This is a genomic window from Natrarchaeobaculum sulfurireducens (assembly GCF_003430825.1).
Lineage (GTDB): Archaea > Halobacteriota > Halobacteria > Halobacteriales > Natrialbaceae > Natrarchaeobaculum > Natrarchaeobaculum sulfurireducens.
This window is the reverse complement of record NZ_CP024047.1, coordinates 2,779,276-2,798,146: the sequence shown is the minus strand read 5'-3', so window position 1 is coordinate 2,798,146 and position 18,871 is coordinate 2,779,276. Positions and strand designations below refer to the sequence as shown.

15 protein-coding genes are annotated in these 18,871 nt (G+C 64.8%); 3 read left to right on the top strand and 12 right to left on the bottom strand.

The features are described from left to right. Positions 1-63: 63 nt before the first annotated feature. The 8 genes from metG to AArc1_RS14755 form a co-directional block, all read right to left on the bottom strand. Positions 64-2,169 (bottom strand): methionine--tRNA ligase, encoded by a 2,106-nt coding sequence (gene metG, locus AArc1_RS14790; protein ID WP_117365920.1) that lies wholly within the window; start codon positions 2,167-2,169, stop codon positions 64-66. A gap of 144 nt (positions 2,170-2,313) precedes the next feature. Next, on the bottom strand, positions 2,314-2,640 hold the full coding sequence (locus tag AArc1_RS14785) for a hypothetical protein (RefSeq protein ID WP_117365090.1): 327 nt from the start codon (positions 2,638-2,640) through the stop codon (positions 2,314-2,316). A gap of 73 nt (positions 2,641-2,713) precedes the next feature. After that, positions 2,714-2,932 (bottom strand): YgaP-like transmembrane domain, encoded by a 219-nt coding sequence (locus tag AArc1_RS14780; RefSeq protein ID WP_117365089.1) that lies wholly within the window; start codon positions 2,930-2,932, stop codon positions 2,714-2,716. Between the two features lie 60 nt (positions 2,933-2,992). Continuing rightward, on the bottom strand, positions 2,993-4,078 hold the full coding sequence (gene mfnA / locus AArc1_RS14775) for a tyrosine decarboxylase MfnA (RefSeq protein WP_117365088.1): 1,086 nt from the start codon (positions 4,076-4,078) through the stop codon (positions 2,993-2,995). Positions 4,079-4,191: 113 nt separating this feature from the next. Then, complete coding sequence (gene ppsA / locus AArc1_RS14770) at positions 4,192-6,549, bottom strand: phosphoenolpyruvate synthase (protein ID WP_117365087.1); 2,358 nt, start codon at positions 6,547-6,549, stop codon at positions 4,192-4,194. Positions 6,550-6,840: 291 nt separating this feature from the next. Next, the gene (locus tag AArc1_RS14765) at positions 6,841-7,743 is read right to left on the bottom strand and encodes a PhzF family phenazine biosynthesis protein (RefSeq protein ID WP_117365086.1); all 903 of its coding nucleotides are present in this window, start codon (positions 7,741-7,743) and stop codon (positions 6,841-6,843) included. A gap of 135 nt (positions 7,744-7,878) precedes the next feature. Then, positions 7,879-9,429, bottom strand: coding sequence for an MATE family efflux transporter (locus AArc1_RS14760; RefSeq protein WP_117365085.1), 1,551 nt, complete (start codon positions 9,427-9,429; stop codon positions 7,879-7,881). A 57-nt stretch (positions 9,430-9,486) separates the two neighbouring features. Next, on the bottom strand, positions 9,487-10,137 hold the full coding sequence (locus AArc1_RS14755; protein WP_117365084.1) for a helix-turn-helix domain-containing protein: 651 nt from the start codon (positions 10,135-10,137) through the stop codon (positions 9,487-9,489). A gap of 171 nt (positions 10,138-10,308) precedes the next feature. Here AArc1_RS14755 and AArc1_RS14750 point away from each other — a divergent pair, with 171 nt between their 5' ends. Continuing rightward, on the top strand, positions 10,309-11,007 hold the full coding sequence (locus AArc1_RS14750) for a phosphoribosyltransferase (RefSeq protein WP_117365919.1): 699 nt from the start codon (positions 10,309-10,311) through the stop codon (positions 11,005-11,007). Positions 11,008-11,128: 121 nt separating this feature from the next. Here AArc1_RS14750 and AArc1_RS14745 read toward each other — a convergent pair whose 3' ends face one another. After that, positions 11,129-13,603 carry a heavy metal translocating P-type ATPase gene (locus AArc1_RS14745; RefSeq protein WP_117365083.1) on the bottom strand — a complete coding sequence of 825 codons (2,475 nt, stop codon included), beginning with the start codon at positions 13,601-13,603 and terminating at the stop codon, positions 11,129-11,131. A 112-nt stretch (positions 13,604-13,715) separates the two neighbouring features. After that, positions 13,716-15,158: an MATE family efflux transporter gene (locus AArc1_RS14740; protein ID WP_117365082.1), complete on the bottom strand. Its 1,443-nt coding sequence runs from the start codon at positions 15,156-15,158 to the stop codon at positions 13,716-13,718. A 154-nt stretch (positions 15,159-15,312) separates the two neighbouring features. Here AArc1_RS14740 and mtnP point away from each other — a divergent pair, with 154 nt between their 5' ends. Next, positions 15,313-16,173, top strand: coding sequence for an S-methyl-5'-thioadenosine phosphorylase (gene mtnP, locus AArc1_RS14735; RefSeq protein ID WP_117365081.1), 861 nt, complete (start codon positions 15,313-15,315; stop codon positions 16,171-16,173). 4 nt (positions 16,174-16,177) lie between these two features. Here the strand turns inward: mtnP and AArc1_RS14730 are convergent, their stop codons facing one another. Next, complete coding sequence (locus AArc1_RS14730; RefSeq protein WP_133412219.1) at positions 16,178-16,669, bottom strand: hypothetical protein; 492 nt, start codon at positions 16,667-16,669, stop codon at positions 16,178-16,180. Between the two features lie 136 nt (positions 16,670-16,805). Here AArc1_RS14730 and AArc1_RS14725 point away from each other — a divergent pair, with 136 nt between their 5' ends. Further along, positions 16,806-17,819 (top strand): hypothetical protein, encoded by a 1,014-nt coding sequence (locus tag AArc1_RS14725; protein ID WP_117365079.1) that lies wholly within the window; start codon positions 16,806-16,808, stop codon positions 17,817-17,819. Between the two features lie 31 nt (positions 17,820-17,850). Here the strand turns inward: AArc1_RS14725 and AArc1_RS14720 are convergent, their stop codons facing one another. Beyond that, complete coding sequence (locus AArc1_RS14720; RefSeq protein ID WP_117365078.1) at positions 17,851-18,849, bottom strand: segregation and condensation protein A; 999 nt, start codon at positions 18,847-18,849, stop codon at positions 17,851-17,853. Positions 18,850-18,871: the final 22 nt, after the last annotated feature.

Below are 18,871 nucleotides of genomic sequence, written 5' to 3'. Positions count from 1 at the left end.
GCTCACGTGGGCTCGACTGTTGCCTGTGCGCCGGACGGCAGAATCGAAAAACTCGCGAGGACGCTATTGGACTTTCTCGCCGACGGCTGCGTCGCCGTGGGTTGTCAGCAGATCGGCCTCCTCACCAGCGGCGAGGATCATCCCGTTCGATTCGACGCCGAACAGTTCGGCTGGTTCCATATTCGCGAGCAGGATACACGTCTCGCCGGGCAGCTCCTCGAGGTTGTGCAGTTGCTTGATACCTGCGACGACCTGGCGGGTCTCGAACCCGATGTCGACCTCGAGACGGGCGAGGTCGTCCGCGCCGTCGATGCCCTCGGCGGTCTCGATGCGCCCGACGCGGATGTCGAGGTCCTGGAAGTCGTCGAAGCTGATGCGGTCGTCGGCAAGCGCCTCGAGGTCGTCGGTGTCGGTCATGTCACCCGATTCCTCGTCGTCGGTGTCGTCACTTTCGGTTTCTTCGTCCGCGCCAGCGTCCGCCTCGTCCGTCGCAGCCGCGGCGACGCGCTCTTCGAGTTTCGTGTTGAGTTCGTCCACGCGGTCGTCTTCGACCTTCTCGAAGAGTTCACCGGGTTCCTCGAAGGTCCGTGGCGGTGCCTCGAGAGCATCCTCGAGGTAGGCGTCGGCGATCTGGCCGTCCTCGCTGAGTTGCTCCCACAGCGCCTGGGCCTTCTCGGGGGCGATCGGCTCGAGCAAGACGGCGACGGCTTTAGCGATCTGGACGCAGTCGCGGATAACCTGTGCCGCTTTCTCTGGGTCGTCGTCGGTGAGCTTCCAGGGCTCGTTGCGCTGGATGTACTCGTTGCCGAACTGGGCGAGCCGTGTGGCAGCCTGGCCGATCCCACGCAGCGAGTAGTCGTTGACGGCCTCGTGAACCTCTTCGATCGCGCCGTTGATCCGGCTCTCGACGTCCGCGGAGACCTCGGCCTCCGGGGTGCCCTCGTAGTTCCGGTAGGCAAACAGCAGCGAGCGGTACCAGAAGTTGCCGACGGTGCCGACGAGTTCGCCGTTGACTTTCTCCTGGAAAGCGTCCCACGAGAAGTCGACGTCCTGCTGGAGGCCGCCGGTCGTCGTCAGGTAGTACCGCAACAGATCGGGGTGAAAGCCTTCCTCGAGATACTCGCGCGCCCAGATCGCCCGGTTACGGCTGGTCGAGAGGCCCTTGCCGTTGATCGTGATGAAGCCGGTCGCGGCGACGGCACGGGGCGCGGTGTAGCCTGCGCCCTCGAGCATCGCGGGCCAGAAGATCGTGTGATGCTGGATGATGTCTCGGCCGATGAAGTGGACGATGTCGCCGTTTTCCGTCCAGACCTCCTCCCAGTCGTACTCGTCGGTACCGACGCGCTCTGCGTACTGTTTGGTCGAGGAGATGTACTCGATAGGTGCGTCGACCCAGACGTACAGCACGAGGTCCTCGCCGCCCGTGCCTGGATAATCGATCCCCCAATCCATATCGCGGGTGATACACCAGTCTTGCAGCCCATCTTCGATCCACTGCCGGGGCTGGTTACGGGCGTTGGAGGTGCCCTCGAGGCCGTCGAGGAACTCGGTGAGGTACTCCTCGAACGCCGAGACCTCGAAGAACTTGTGGCTGCGCTCGCGGTACTCGGCGGGATTACCGGTAATCGTGCTCGTCGGTTCTTCGACCTCACCTGGCTCGAGGTGGCGCTGGCAGCCCTCGTCACACTCGTCGCCACGGGCGGCCTCGCCACAGTACGGACAGGTGCCGACGACGTAGCGGTCCGGAAGGTACTGATCGGCGTCGGGATCGTAGGCGACCTGGATTTCTTTTTCGTAGACGTGGCCTTTCTCGTCTAACGTGCGGACGATCTCCTGGGTGATCGCGGTGTTCGTCTCGTCGTGGGTGTGGCCGTAGTTGTCGAAATCGACGTTGAACTGCGGGAACGTCTCCTCGTACTGTTCGTGCCAGCGCAACGCGAACTCCTCGGGGTCGACCCCCTCCTGTTCGGCGTTGACCGCGACGGGCGTTCCGTGCATGTCAGAGCCGCTAACGTACGCCGCCTGCTGACCGATCGTTCGAAGTGCGCGGGTGAACGCGTCCGCGCCGATGTACCCCCGAAGGTGGCCGATGTGCAAGTCGCCGTTGGCGTAGGGCAACCCACAGGTCACCACCGCGGGACGGTCCGTCGGAAAGTCGTCGGTGCTCATATACGTGTGCTGTCGGTGGCGGGCGTAAAACCCGCCGGTTTTGCTTCGTCGTCCGTCGTCGATCGTCGCTCGTCCGACCACGACCGGGGAGCCGTCGACCATCCAGCCGCACACGGCGTTGTGCCACCTGCGGTGGGACTGTGGTTACTCCACGCGCCGGTCATCGACACTCCAGACGTCGACGAGAATGCCGAACCGCCCGCCCAGTAGCGCCATCGCGCCGACGATCGCGGCGATTACGAACGCTACCAGCACGGGCGGGTTTCCCGGCCCGAGGACGACCATCGCTGCCGCCCCGACCCAGGCAAACCAGCCCAGCGCCTCCCAGGGACGGCCACCGTAGAGCCGCCAGACCGATAACGAGAGCATGAAGCCGCCGAGTGCCGCCGCGACGACGATCGTCTCGAGCGCCGTCGCCGACACAGCCAGCACGACGATTCCGACGACCGCGACGGCGTCTATCCAGTCCATCAGTAGCTAGCTTTCGTCGGGGCGGAAAACGTGTATCGCTTCGATGTTCAGGTGCAGACAGCCGGTACTGCGCTCAGTTCCCGCCGCAGGTGTCGATTCCGAGCACGGTGTACAGTGGACAGAGCTGTAACGTGGCGGTACCGAGGAGGACGAGGCCGACGACGAGTGCGACGGCGGCGACGGTCGTCCCGACCGCGAGGACGCCAGCGAGGGCGGCCGCCCCGACGACGGCGAGTACCACACCGAGAGCGAGTCGAACCATGCGGTCGATGGCGCAGACGTTCGTTTCCATGTACCGTCGTTCGGTCGATCCGCTGGTAAATCGACTGGTACGACCGTCGAAAACACCAGCTCAATCGTCGGCAACGACCGGCACGCTGGCTCGCACCTCGAGTCGATCGAGATCGGCGACGAAACCGGCGAGCATCTTGCGGGTGACGTGGGGCATACAGACGATTCGGGTCTCGTCGGTCGCCGTCCGTGAGATGCGCCAGCCCCGTCCGCGGAGCGCCTCGAACGTCGACCGGGGCAGATCAGCCGCGACGAGTGGCAGCGTCGGTTCGACGACCTCGTAGCCGCGTTTCTCGAGCGCTTCCGCCAGCCAGTCGGCGTTGTGCTGGGCTCGCTCGTACTGGCGACGGTAGCCCGTCGGCCACAGTTCGTCCATCGCCGCAACGGCGCTTGCGACGCCCGCACCCGAGCGTGTCCCCGTCAGTGTCGCCTGTGAGGTCGACTCGAGGTAGGGGGTGTCGACGGCGAGTTCGTCGAGCAACGCACTCGAGCGGACGAGCAGGCCGCCGGCGGGCACTGCGGCCTGTCCCATCTTGTGGGGGTCGATGGCCATCGTATCGACCGGCGCGTGCGAGAAGTTCCACTCGTAGCGCGTAAACGGCAGGACGAATCCGCCCCAGGCGGCGTCGACGTGCAACAGCGCGTCGACCGTAGACGCGACCTCGCCGAGTTCCGGAATCGGGTCGACGCGGCCGTACTCGGTCGTCCCTGCGACGCCGACGACCATCGCCGTCTCGTCGTCGACGGCCGCCCGGACGGCTTCTACGTCAGCCCGGTGGTCGTCGTCGGTCGGGACGATTCGCAACTCGACGCCCAGAACGTCTGCGGCCTTCCGGAAACTGAAGTGTCCCGACTCGGGCATGACGACGTTCGGCTGACTCGTCTCGGCTCGATCACGGGCGATCCGCACCGCCTGAATGTTCGCCTCCGTACCGCCGCTTGCGACGTAGCCCGCCGATTCTTCGAGGCCGGCGATCTCGCCGAGAACGGCGATGGCCTCGTCTTCCAACGCCGAAATCGTTGGATAGCTTCCGGGATCACCGGGGTTCGTCGCGAGAAACCGTTCGGCCGCCTCGCGCGCTACCGGGTGTGGTTTCGTGCACATCGACGAGAGCACCCGATCGAACGCCTGCGGCTCCGCTTGCATATCTCCGTCAAGGACTGTCGTCACTTTATTCGTTGCGTTTGGCCAGCCAGACCGTCGTTTCGGGTACGACTCGAGCGAACTCGCTGGAAGAGACTGTGCGAGGCGAAACCGAGCTACCGGACCGAATCGAGCAGCAGCCGCTGTTCGACCCGTTTCACTTCGTGCTGGACGTCGCGGACGGCATCGATGTTCGCGGAGATCGAGCTGATACCTTCCTCGACGAGGAACTGCGCCATCTCGGGTTTCGAGCCAGCCTGACCACAGATACTCGTATCGACGCCGTGTTCGCGGCAGGTCTCGATGACGTCGCCGATCAGGCGCAAGACGGCGGGATGGAGTTCGTCGAAGCGGTCGGCGACGTTCTCGTTGTTTCGATCGACTGCGAGCGTGTACTGGGTGAGGTCGTTCGTTCCGAAGGAGGCGAAGTCGATGCCTGCGGCGGCCATCCCTTCGACCGACAGCGCAGACGCCGGCGTCTCGATCATCACGCCCCACTTGCGTTTTTTCGGGTCGATACCCGCGGCCTCGAGCCGACGTTTGGCCGCGTAGACGTCTTCGGCGTCGTTGACCAGCGGGAACATGATCTCGACGTTGTCGTAGCCGAGCCCGTAGAGCCGTCGGAACGCCTCGAGTTCGTGCTCGAAGACGTCCGGCCGGTCGAGCGAGCGGCGGATGCCGCGGTAGCCGAGCATCGGGTTGTGCTCTGCGGGTTCGTCGTCGCCACCCTCGAGCTGGCGGAACTCGTCGGTCGGTGCGTCGAGGGTGCGCACGCGGACGGGTCGGGGGTAGAACTCGTCGGCGACACTGCGGATGCCCTCGACGAGTTCGTTCGTGTAGGCGTCGGCGCCGTTTTCTTCGATATAGCTTTCGGGCGTCTGATTGAGCGAGAGGATCATGTGCTCCGTCCGGAGGAGGCCGACGCCGTCGGCACCCGTGGCCGCGGCTCGTTCTGCGGCTTCGGGAATCGAGACGTTGACTTTCACCTCGGTCGCGGTCATCGGTTTGACCGGCGACTTCGGTCTGACCTCCTCGACGGGTTCGGTCTCCTCGTCGGGGTCGACCTCCTGGCCTTCGAGCACCGCGCCCCTGTCGCCGTCGAGCGTGACGAGTTGGCCGTCACTGAGGACGGTCGTCGCATTGCCGGTGCCGACGATGGCGGGGACGCCGAGTTCACGCGAGACGATGGCGGCGTGGCTGGTCATGCCACCCTCGTCGGTGATGATGCCGTTGGCGCGTTTCATCGCTGGCACCATATCGGGCATCGTCATCTCGGTGACGATGATGTCGCCTTCGGCGACCTTCGCGAGGTCGTCGAGTTTCGTTACGATCTTTGCGGGGCCGCTGACGATGCCGGGGCTCGAGCCCAGGCCATCGATGAGCACGTCACCGGTGGCCTCGGCCGTCTCGCCGCCAGCCGCCGCCTGGACGCTGCCGCTGCCGTCGGCGACGCCCTCCGTTGGGTCCGCAGTGTCGGCTGTCTCGGCTTCACCGATCGTCGTGATGGGGCGAGACTGCAACATGAAGACCTCGCTATCGCCGGACTCCGCCCCGTTGCTCGACGTACCGTCCTCATCGCCGTCGACGATGGCCCACTCGACGTCCTGTGGGTGGCCGTAGTGATCTTCGACGCGCTCACCGAGTTCGACGAGAGCGTCGATCTCGTCGTCGCTAACGACGCGTTCGGTGCGTTTCTCCTCGGTGACGGGTCGCTCGACGGTTTCGCCAGTCTCCTCGTCTTTGACGTGTTCGACCTTCTTGTCGGCGACCGTGACGTCGACGTCGCCGTCCTCGCGGGAGACGACGTAGTTGTCGGGTGAGACAGCGCCGGAGACGACGGCCTCACCGAGTCCCCACGCGGCCTCGATGATCATCGTCGGATCGCCCGTCGACGGGTGACTGGTGAACATGACGCCGGACTTCTCGGCGTCGACCATCTGCTGGACCACGACGGCGATGTTCACGATGTCGTGTTCGAATCCTTGCTCCTGGCGGTAGTAGATCGCACGCTGGGTGAAAAGCGACGCCCAGCACTCGCGCACGCGGTCGAGAAGCCCGTCTTCGGTGACGTTAAGGAACGTCTCCTGTTGGCCAGCGAACGACGCGTCGGGCAAGTCTTCGGCCGTCGCCGACGAACGCACCGCGACGAACGCTTCACCGTCGCCGATCTCTCGGTAGGAAGCGACGATCTCCTCGCGGAGGTCGTCGGGGAACGGCGTCTCGAGGATGAGGTCCTGTGCACGTTCTGCGGCCTCGGCTAAGGCGGCGGAGTCGTCGGCGTCGACGTCGACCGCTGCGAACAGTTCGTCGTCGATTTCGGCGTCTTCGATGAACGACCGGTACGTTCCAGCAGTCACCACGAATCCCGGCGGAACTGGCAGCCCGGCTCCAGTAAGCTCGCCCAGGGAGGCACCTTTGCCGCCGACCGTCTCGAGGTCGTCGGCGCTGATCTCGTCCAGCCAGAGTACAGCCATTGCTATTTGCAGCCACAGGCGAGCAGATAAAGAAGGTTGCGAACAGTCGCCACGATTCGCTACTCGGTGTCGAATGAGTTTCTGACCGAGGTGGCGAATTTCGCCGCCCAAAGACTGGCCAGTGCAGGGTCCGTGGCCGTGATTTCGACTTCGAAACGAACCATCCGAACCGTCGCTGCTCTCGAGAACAGGTGGGCTTCGAGACGGGACTTATACTGTCGAACAGAAGTCACTGAAGAGAATTCGTCGGACGGAAACGGCGAATTCTCACACGAGTTCTGTCCGACAGTATCAGGCCTCGAGGATCTCGTCCGACTCGTCCTCGGGGACGACGAGCGAGCCGTCGAGAACGGTCACGGCGCGGCCACCCACTCGAACGCTCGAGCCGACCTGAACTCTGACCAGCCCCGGCCGGTCGACGTAGTGGCCCTGCTCGAGTCGTAACTCCTCGGGGAATTCGTCGTCGAACGCGCCCACGTGATCGAGGTAGGCACCGACCGCACCGCTTGCGGTTCCGGTCACGGGGTCTTCGCGAACGCCCGCGCCAGGGGCGAACATCCGGCCGTGCAGCGTCGACTCGCCCTCGAGCGTGTCGAACGTGAAGAGGTAGACGCCCGTCGCGTCGACCTCGTCGGTCAGCGCCTCGACGGCGGCGAAATCCGGGTCAGCGCTGCCGACGTCGGAGAGGTAGGTAATCGGGACGACCAGGAACGGGAGGCCGGTCGAGGCGACCGAAAGCGGCAGGTCGGCGCTCGAGCCTTCGAGTGCCTCGCGGTCGACACCGAGTGCCTCGGCGACCCGTTCGTACTCGAGGTCGACCCGTCGAACGCGCGGAGGCTCCTGGGTCATCCAGACGGTCCCGTCCGCTTCGAGGTCGACCTCGAGGACGCCGCCGTTCGTCTCGACCGTCGTCGTGCCGGGCTCGAGGTCGTCGCGGTCGTGGAGGAAGGCGAACGAACCGATCGTCGCGTGTCCACAGAGATCGACCTCCTGTGTGGGGGTAAAGTAGCGAAGCCGGTAGTCGGCCACCTCGCTCGAGCGAACGAAGGCGGTCTCGCTGACGGCCATCTCGGCGGCGATCGCTTGCATCTGGTCGTCCGTGAGGCCGTCTGCCTCGGGAACGACACCTGCAGGGTTCCCCGAAAGTGGCTCGTCGGTGAACGCGTCGATCTGATAGAGCCGGAGCGTCTGCATACGCCATGGTGTGACGGAGGGCTATTCGTTCTTTTCTCTGACTGGTGTGCGAGCGATGACCATGGGTGTTGAGTCGGGTCGTGTCCCTGGTTCGGGCTCCAGATCCGACACCGGCGGTCGCTGTCCCGTCGGCCACTACTCGGTAACACGATGTGGCGATCCGTCCCCGGAACTCCGTTTCAGGGGCACCGACGAGGGGAGCCACGTCCCACGGAAGAACCACACGACGGCGAGTACCGATGCGACCACGTACGAGAACGCGATCGCATACCAGACGCCAGTGATGCCAGCCTCGAACCAGACGAGCGCCGCATAACTCAACGGAACCCGGAACACGAGCAGCTCTAGGGTGGCCATCACCATTGCGAGTGTCGTGTTTCCGCTTCCCCGAAACGCCCCGAGGATGACCTGGAAGACGGCGAAGAATATCAGCGCCGGTCCGACGATCCAGATGAAACTGACGCCGCCCTGTACGATCGCGTCGGCAGCGACGTCGCCCGACTCGACGGCCAGGAACACGGACACGATCGACTCGGCGAACGGATACGAAACGGCGACGATCCCGGTGAACAGCACGACTGCGATTCCCGCCGACAGGTACACCGCCCGATTGGCACGAGCGACCTTACCAGCACCGAGGTTCTGACCCACGATCGCCTCGACTCCTCGAGCGAGTCCAAGCGAGATGACGAAGAGGATCCCGACGAGGTACTCCGAGATCCCGTACGCTGCAACGGCAGCGGCCCCTTCGATCGCCAGGATCGCCGTCAATACTGCGACACCGGCCGCTCGAACGGTCATCTCGACCACGGTTGGGGAGCCGATTTTGAGGATCTGGACGACGGTCTCACGGCGCAATCGAAGGGAGCCGAGCGTGAGCCTGAATCCAATCCGGCCGGAAAAGAGGATGTACAGGCCGAGCGCGGCGGCGACTGACCGAGCGACGACCGTCGCAATTGCAGCGCCTTCGATACCGTAGCCAGCGAACCCAGTCTGGGCATACAGTGCCGTCTCGAGCGAGCCCAGTCCGACCCACTCGAAGAGCGGATTTGCGGCGAACCCGTGGATGAGAAACGGATCGACGAGCACGTTGATCGCCGTGCTCACACCCATCAACGCGAGCGGTGTCCTCGTATCCCCCCATCCTCGAGCCAGGGCGTTGAACACGAGAAACCAGAACATCGGCACGAGTCCGAGGAACGTGATGCGCGTGTACTGGACGGCAAGCGTGTGGGGGGCAGTTTCGGGAACCGCACCGACGAGCGTAAGCAACCACGGTGTGAGGGCGTACCCAGTGACCGCGAGCACACCGGAGAGAATCGTCACGAACGAGATGGTCCCTCCGGCGGCCGAGGAAATTGCCCTGAGCTGTCCCGTTCCCTTGTATTGTGCAACGAGTACCGTTCCCGCGGTCACGATACCGAAGCCAACGCTCATGCCGAGGTAGATAACCGGCCAGGCGTAGGCCATCGCTGCGACTGCGTCCGTTCCGAGGTGGCCGATCCAGTAGAGGTCCACCAGAAAGTAGACCATGTCGAGTCCTTCTGCGAGCACGATCGGCACCGAAAGAAATACCAGAGGCTTGAATAATCGGCCGTCGACGACATCGATCGACCGGTCTTCAGACCCAGAACGCTGCACTGTCGACTCCGTAGAACCTCTATCACTCGTGTCCCTGTCTTCCATCGTATACTGATAGTTGGGGACGGCCGTGGATCACTACAGCCCCACATTGTCCTGGGTTTAATAAGGCCTGTCGGAGAAATAGTGTTCGAAAACGTGAGACTGACCCCGATGTAACCGCTCGGCGAGTGCCGAACGCGAGATCTCGAGTACGTCCGCGACCTCTCTGAGCGAGGCCCGCCTCGGAACGTCGAAGTATCCTTCCTCGTACGCGACACGAAGTGCTTCGTGTTGTTTCTCCGATACGCCGGGGATCCGGTAGTCGTCGCCATTCGACTCGTACAGACGCCGGAGTTGAAAGTCGATGCCCAGCTTTCGACAGCTATCGCGGTAGGCGAGGAGTTCCTCACGGGTGGCGAACTGCTGTTTGAGGTGTTCGCCGTCGCTCGTGATCCACCACCGCTCGACGACCGTCTTGTTGAACACGAGTTCGTCGATCCCTTCGGGGTACAGATCCTCGATGACCGTATGATAGACCCGTACCGAACCGTCGTCACTGATGAGCGTATGCTCCGTCACCGCCGGTTCGGCGTCGAGCGCCGTCTCGAAGGCCTCGAACGATCCACACACGACGCGGAGGACGAACACGATGGGGCCAGCATCAGCCTGATCTTCGTGTTCGACGGTTATCGTACACTCCGGGACCGCCTGCGCGATAGTGATCAGCGGATGCTGTTCGATAAAGAGTCTGAACTCCGCCGTTAGTGCCATCTGTTCTGTGTCCTGTGTTCGACCGACCGGGCTAACTCGCTTTCGCTCCCGCGGAGAACGTCGGCTGCCAGTACGGTCGGCCGTTCGACCTGCGGTCGTGGGTCGACCCCTCGAGTCGGTTTCAGCCCACTTATGATGGTCGCCACCCACGTTCCGACAGGTGGCCACCAGATGTCCGACCTACCGGACGATTTCGACTGTACGATAACGAACTGGGAGTACATATACAGCCTCTGTCGGGACGTCAGCGACGACGTGCGTCGCGACGAGTTCGAACCCGACGTCATCGTCGCGCTGGCCCGCGGTGGCTGGTTTGCGGGCCGATGTCTCTGTGATTTTCTGGGACTCGACGACCTGACGAGCCTGAAGATGGAACACTACGTCGGCACCGCACAGAAGACCGGCGAGCCAACGGTCCGGTATCCGATGCCGGAAGGCAGCGTCGAGGGCAAGGACGTCCTCATCATCGACGACATCGCCGACACGGGCGGCTCGATCAGGCGCGCCTACGAGTACGTCGACGACCGCGATGCCGGCGAGGTCCGGACCGCGACGTTGCAGCTCCTCCAGACCAGCGAGTTCGAACCCGACTACGTCGGCGAAGGCCTCGAGGACTGGACCTGGGTCGTCTACCCCTGGAACTTCATCGAGGACATGGTCGACCTCATCTCGGGCGTGATGGCCCGTGCCGACCAGGAGACCTTCACGCGAGAAGAGATCCGCCAGTCCCTCGCCGAGTACCACGACATCAAACGCATCGAAATGGAGATTGCCCAGCCGAACCGCGTATCAGAAGTCCTGACAGAGATGGAACGACGGGACGTGATCGAGTCCAGCGGCCCCGGTGAGTGGCGGCTGTGTGAGCACTGAGCGCCTCGAGATGGGGCTCACTCGCTGTGTTTCGTCGATACCACGTGTGGACTGTTGAATAGATCCCCGAACGCTCGCCGTCTCGATCGCGGTCGGGGCGGTACCGACGGACGGACCCGGGTCAGCGGTCGGTCGCGGTCTCGAGCAACGGTCGGGAGGCGTTCGCCCCGACGAGGACCGCGGTCAGGGCAATCGCACCGGTTGCGAACAGCGGCGTCATCACGCCAGCGAGCGCGACGGGGATCGCGATGGCGTTGTAGCCGAGTGCGAGCCCGACGTTCTGTCTGACTCTGTTGCCCGCGGCGTTGGCCAGCCGGAACGCCCGCTCGACGCCGGCGAGGTCGTCGTCGGCGATCGCCAGGTCGGCAGCGTCCGAGGCGAGCGCCGTGCCGCTGCCCAGTGAGATCCCCAGATCGGCGGCGGCGAGCGCGGGCGCGTCGTTCGTCCCGTCGCCGACCATCGCGACGGTTCCGGTCGTCCGTAACCGCCGTACGGCTGCCGTCTTGCCGCCCGGCGAGACGCCCGCCAGCACGTGAGAGACACCGGGATGATCGCCGAATCTCGTGGCGGCCGATGCGTCGTCGCCGGTCAGGACTACGACGTCGACACCGCTTTCGTCGAGCCTCGAGACGGTCTTTTCCCAGTTCGCCCGCGGTTCGTCCCCGACCACGACGATCCCTTCGGCACGGCCGTTTCGGCCGACGACAACCGGCAACAGACCACGCTCGCGGACGTCGGCGACGCGGGCTTCGAGCCCGGACTCGAGGTCCCAGCCACGCTCGTCGAACAGGACGGGGTGGCCGACGAGCACGTCCTCGCCGTCGACGACTCCTGAAACGCCGGTTGCAGTGGTGTGAAACTCCTCGACCGTGCCGGGGGGATCGTCGACTGTCGCCGCGATCGCCGCCGCGGCGGGGTGGCTCGCACGGGTCTCAAGTGCGGCGGCGGCCGCGAGAAGGTCGTCGTCGACGTCGGCTTCGCGGACGGCCATCGCTCCAGTCGTGAGCGTCCCCGTTTTGTCGAAGACGACGGCGTCGACCGCTCGCAGGCGTTCGAAGACGCTCTCGTCGAAGACGACGATGCCTTCCTCGAGCGCCTCGGTTACGGATTCGGCGACCGACAGCGGCGGGGCGAACGCGAGCGCCCACGGACTCACGACGACGACCGTGAGCAAGACGCCCATCGCGGCCGTCGCCACGCCGTGGCCGAGGCCGAGCAGTGCGAAGCCGACGACGGTCCCGCTCGCGAGGACGAACGGCGTGAGTTTCGCCGCGAGCGCGTCAGCCCGTCGACCGACGCCGTGGTCGGCACTCTGGACGTCCCAGACCGTCTCGGTGAGCCGGTCGATACTGCTGGTCGTCTCCTCCCCGACGGCGACGACCGCGGCGTCGCCGGTCACGACCGAGCCGCCGATCACGTCGTCGCCCGGCGCTTTCGAGACGGGAAGCGACTCGCCCGTGACGACGGCTTCGTCCATCGTACATCGACCGCCCTCGAGGGTCCCATCGACCGGCACACGCTCGCCCGCTCTGACGAGGACGCGATCGCCCGACTCGAGGTCGGCTACGGGAATCGTCGTCGTCGAGCCGTCGCCCTCGAGAACACGCGCGTCGTCGACCTGCGAGATCGTCAGGTCGGTGAGCCGGTCGGTTGCACGGCGTTTGACCGTCGACTCGTAGAAGACGGCGGCCATGACTAGCGCAGCGACGACGATGGTCACGTCGTAGTAGACGTCGATCTGTCCGTTGGCGACCGCGAGGGTGCCGTATGCGTAGGCAGCGACGATCGTAAACGCCGCGAGCAGGTGGGTGTTCGGCCGGCGCAGTTTCAGGCTGACGTACGCGCCGCGTAACAGCGGCAGTCCGGCCAGGTAGAGGACGGCCCCCGTCAGGACCAGGAAGACGGGAAGATAGAGCACGCCCTCGAACTCCGAGAAGGCGTCGCCGTAGTGGACCAACACGCCCCAGTCGGAAAACGCCGAGAGGTAGACGGGGTAAAAGACTGCAACGTAGGGGACGAGCAGGAAGCTCCCGAAGACGATCCCCACGATGTACCGGAGCTCGAGGACGTCGTCCGCCCGCCGCTTTCGCATGCCGGTCATCTCGCGGGAGCGACGGGTGCCACCAGTCTCGCCGTCTTCGGCAGCGGCGTCCTCGCGGAGATACGCGGTGTAGCCGAGCGTGCTCAACGCGTCGCACACTTCGGTCGGTGAGAGACGGTCAGGGTCGTGATCGACCCGGATCGATTCCGTGACGTAGCTCGCCGAGGCGTCGGCGACGCCCTCGAGCGATTCGGCGAGGGTCTCGAGATAGGCCTCGCAGGTCGCCGAGTACGTCCCGTCGACGCGAAGGTGAGTCCGGACCAGGCTCTCGTCGTCGGACGCCATCGGCCCGGCTAGCGACTCGTTCGCGATGTCGTGGTCTGCCAGCGCGTGCCCGCTGGGCCCCGAGAGCGTCCGTGCCACGTCACGACAACCGCTCGAGCAGAACGCGTCAGCGTCCAACGCCGCCGTTTCCGTCGGCTGGTCGGCCGCCGCGTCGGTGACTATCGCTCCGCAGACGGCACACTGCGACGTGTCCGCCCCTGGTTCGCTCACAGGGAGTTCGTGTGCGGCCGAGCCCAATAACAGTAGCTGGCCCGCGCCCCAATCGAGGTCGCTACCGACCGATCCGCTCGCCGACTCGACTCATCCGGCGACGGTGTCACTCTCACTCGGCAACGACTTCGCTCTCGCTCGAGTCGGCGTGCTCGTCCGATTCGTCGTCGACGATCGCTTCCGTCCAGGTGCCGCGAGTGAACCACGCGACGGCGGCGACCGCGCCGATGATGTCGCCGACGACGACGCCGGTCCAGATGCCGGTGGTGCCCCAGTCGGCGACGAAGATCAGATAGTAGGTGACGGGGACGCGGACGATCCACAGGCCGAGCACCGAGAACGCGAGGGCGGTCTTCGTGTTTCCGGCCCCCCGGAACGCGCCCAGGACGACCTGCATGACGCCCATGAAGACGAACGCGACCGCGGCGAACTGGAGGTACGTCGTGCCGTAGTTGATCGTCTCCGCTCGTCCGGCTGCCTCCGCCGTGAGAAACACCGCGACGAACGGCTCCGGAAACAAGAAGGCAACGGCTCCAGCAACGGCCATGATCGCCCCGATGACGCCCGCGCCGATCCAGGTAGCTGTCGCTGCCCGCTCCGACTTTCCGGCCCCGAGGTTCTGACCGACGATGGCGTCCATCGACTGTCCCATCCCTAACGCCGGTAAGAACACAAGCGAGATGAGCCGGTTGCCCAGCCCGTAGGCGGCGACGACCGCCGGCGGGAAGGTGACGACTATCGCCGTCATCGCAACCAGTGCGAGCGCCGTCATCGACTGTTCGATCGCCGTCGGCACCCCCAGTCGGGTGATCTCGGAGACGAACTCGAGTCGCGGCCGGAGATGGTCCGGTTCGATCGTCGGCCCGACGTCGGTGTAGTACAGCAGGTAAAAGCCGATGCCCGTCGCGACGCCACGGGAGATGACGGTCGCGACGGCCGCGCCAGCGACCTCGAGCCGTGGGAGCGGGCCGACGCCGAAGATGAGCAGCGGGTCGATCGCGAGGTTGATGACGACGCTTACGACCATCACTCGCATTGGCATACGGGTGCTCCCGTAGCCACGCATGAGCGCGACGAAGACGTAGAACCCGAAGACGAACGGGAGCCCGAGGAAGAACACGCGCAGGTAATCGCCTGCCAGCGGGATAATCGTCGCCTGCGTATCGGGGTCGGCCGGTAACGCTGCGAGCATCGGGTCGGTCGCGACGTAGCCGACGATCCCGAGTATGACGGCGACGATCGAGATGAACGAGAGCGTCTGGCCGGCGATCAGCCCACTCTTGCCGCTTTCGGCGCCCGTGTGCTGGGCGACCAGAATCGCGCCGGCGGTGGTGAAGCCGCTGCCGACCGCGATCAACAAGAACAACAGCGGAAAGGCGAGGCTCACGGCCCCGACCGCCTCCGGCGAGAGCGCCCCCAGCCAGAACGTGTCGCCGACGTTGTAGGCGACTTGCAACAGCTGGATCACCACGAGCGGCCAGGCCAGCATGAACATCGGCCGAACGAGCGACCCCTCCGTGAGGTCCCCGTCGACGGACTCCTCGCCCGAAGCCATAGGCGTACTGTGTTCCCTGGCACACTTTACGACTCGTGATGTGTGATATCGTTGCTCAGCGGTTCGTGGTCGGCGACCTGCCGCTGGCAGGGGCTCGTCAGGTTCGTCGTCACCGATCAGACCGTTTACGTCGTCGCCTCCCGTGGATGGTCGTATGACCATCGGTGTCATCGGCGGCAGCGGTATCTACGAGGCACTGCCACTCGAGAGCACTCGCACGGAAGACGTTTCAACGCCGTACGGCGAGCCGAGTTCGGCCGTCACGCTGGGCGAACTCGCGGGCCGGGAGGTCGCGTTCCTTCCCCGTCACGGCGAGGACCACCAGCACACCCCCACCGACGCCTCCTATCGGGCGAACATCTACGCGCTGAAATCGGTCGGCGTCGATCGCGTCATCTCGACGAACGCCGTTGGCAGCCTCCGCGAGGACCTGCCGCCACGAACCCTCGTCGTTCCAGACCAGATCTTCGACCGAACGAAACACCGTCAGCCAACCTTCTTCGGCGACGGCATGGTCGTTCACATGAGCTTCGCCGAACCCTACTGTCCCGCGTTAGTCTCTCACCTCGCGAGCGCGGCCGAGGACGCGACCGACGCCGACACGGCGACCCAGGAGGGTGGCACATACGTCTGCATCGAGGGCCCGCAGTTCTCGACGAAAGCCGAAAGCGAGTTCTACCGCGGACAGGGCTGGGACGTCGTCGGCATGACCACCATCCCCGAGGCCAAGCTCGCTCGCGAGGCCGAACTCAGCTACGCAACCATCGCCGGCGTCACCGATTACGACGTCTGGAAGGACGACAGCGAGGTCAGCCTCCAGGAAGTCTTAGCGAACGCCGCGGCCAATCAGGACGCGATCAACGCTGTCGTCGAACACGCCATCCGTACCATGCCCGACGACTTCGAGAGCGAGGCCTGGTCGGCGCTCGAGGGCACGATCAACACCCCCGCGGAAGCGATCCCCGAGGAAACCCGCGAGCGCATCGACCTGCTCGCCGGCGAGTACCTCGAGTGATGGCTCAGGACCGTTCGGACTCGAGGGCTCGTCTCTCGTCGGCGTCCGACTGTCGACGGCGTTCGATCCCGTCCCCGTGGTAAAACTCGTCACTGGGATCGATCGCACACCGCTCGCAGTAGACGTTTTCACCAGACTCCGACACCGCAACCGTGGTGCCGAACAGCACGCGACGTTCCTCGTAACGACGGTACTCGCCGCCCGCCGCCGACCGGCCACACTCATCGCACTCGACGCCTGGGGAGTCGACCCGACCCGTCCGCACCTCCCGTTTCGTCCCAACAGTGTAGACGGGATCGGTGGTCGCGGAAACCGCCTGCCAGCAAACCACCAGACCGATCACGAACAGCACCGCTCCAAGCCACGGCAACCCGAACAGCGTCGGCAGGGCAAACAGCGACAGCAGAATCCAGCACCACAGCAACGCGAACCCCAGGTCGTTCGCCACCCGACGGATCCCGTGCTCGAGGCTCGGACGACGGCCCGGTCGTGTCATTGTCGACTCACCACGCTCGAGCGAGGAATAGCTTGCCACTGCTGTCACTGTCACCGATCTCACGACCGCTGTTCGACCGGCGTGTCATCGGGTTTGTTTCCTAACACTGATTAGTCGGCCTGTTGAACTGTCGAGTATGTCGAATCGCGAGACGCGGTCCCCACCTCCACGTGACGACGAACGATCGACCTCCAACCCTGCCCTCGCCCGGCGTCGGCTCCTCGTCGGCGGCGCGACAGCGGTCTCCGTCGCCGTTGCCGGCTGTCTGGACGGCACGGCCGACACCGACGAGTCCGAAACGGACGACAACGCGGAGACCGACACGACTGCCGACGAGGTTACCGACGACGAGGCTACCGACGACGACGCTGCCGACGACGATGATGGCGACGAGAGCGCCACGGCAGCCGAGGTACGCGAGGTCGTCGATACCTACCTCGAGGCCGCCGCGGCGGACGATCTGGACACGATCGACGAGGTCAGTCATAGCCTAAACCCTCTCAATCCAGCCGCCTGGGTCGAAGACGGCTGGGAGTTCCAGGGTGGCGACGACGAGGACGTCGGCGAGTACGACCTCGAGGTCGTCGTCGAAGACGGGACGGTCAACGATGTCCTCGAGATCGAGGGCGCCGAGTTCTGGTTCGCCGAGGTCGACCTCGAGGATGAGGTCGGCGACGAGGAGATCGCGGTGGTCGAGATCGATGGCGACGAACCGGCAGACGGAATCAGCCTCTGGGCACTCGCCACCGAGGACGGCGAGTGGCGTGTGCTCATGCAGGGCGAGGTCGACGACACGCCAGACGACCCCGAAGAGGCCTTCGAGGAGGAGATCATCGACGAGGACGAGGACGTCGTCGAAGAGATCGACTGGACGTACGAACAGGACGGTGCCGACGATGGGGCCGACCTCCTCGGCGACATCGAGTGGGCACAGGTCACGTTCACTGACGAACCCGGCATCGAAGCCGATACTGTCCGCGTCGAATCGACGATCGAGGGCGGAAGCTCCGAGGTGTACGGCGAGGACGCCGGCGGCTGGGCGAACTCCTGGGTGACGATCACGTTCCATCCCGACGGCGACCAGCTCGTCGTCACCGCCATCGACGGCGACGACGAGACCGTCGTCCATCGCGAGCACTACCAACCCTGAGCAGGGATCGGTCAGTGAAAACCGCGACCGATCAGTCCGCGATCGCTTCTTCTGGCTCTGTGTCCACCGTCACCTGCTGAACCCAGAGGTCGCCGAACAGTTCGTCCTGCTCGAGTGTAACCTGGCCTCGATGTGCCAGAAAGAGCAACGCGAGGTAGGTCATCACACGCGTGCCACCGACGTCGTGGATCTCGGCGTACAGCACTTCTTCACGGCCGTTAGCGTAGTGTTCGGAGAGGACGACCTCGACATCGTCGATGACGGTCTCGATGTTCTCTTCGTGAGTGGTGTGGGTGACGTCGTCGCTCGTTGGCTCGTCGTCGACGCGAAACTCGTCTTCGGCGTGGTAACTGAGTTCCTGAACGCCACGGTCGTACCCACGCGGGGAGTCACTCGTATCGTAGCTTCGGGATTTCTTCCACCAGCTCCCACGCTCGGCACTCCGGAGTTCCCGCACCAGTTCGTCGAGCGTCTCCGGCTTCCCGCGAGCCTGTTTGCGCTCGAGTCGACGATCCATCTCCGCCTCGAGACTCTCGATGGGGTCGAATCCCGGTGGGTGACCGGCGTCGTCGCCACCGTCGATCGGCCCCTCATCGGCGAACGGCGCTTCCCACGGCGGGAGTTCCTCCGTTTCGGGTTCGTCGGGGGCGAACAGCTCGTCGCTTTTCATCCGCAAGAGGACGCTCGCATAGAAGAGTGCCCGCCCGGACGTCCGCAGGTCGCGGTCATCGAGCGCCTCGAGGAACTTATCGGTCACCCGGACGACGTCGATATCCCACGGATCGATCTCGCCGTCTTTCGCCAGCTGAACGAGGAGTTCGACGGGTTCGACGTCCTCGTCGTCCGTTCCGTCGGCCTCCTCTTTCGCTGCGTCGGCAGTCACCTCCGTCGCGTCGTCGGTGCCGCTGGATTCGGAGAACTCGAGGACGGTCCCGTCGTTCGACTCGTCGCTCGAGTTGTTGGACCCGCCGTCAGGCGGCTCCCTCTCCTCGTGACCGGCGATGTTCAGGGGAATGTCGTCGTCACTCATCCGATCGTCCTCCCTTTATTGC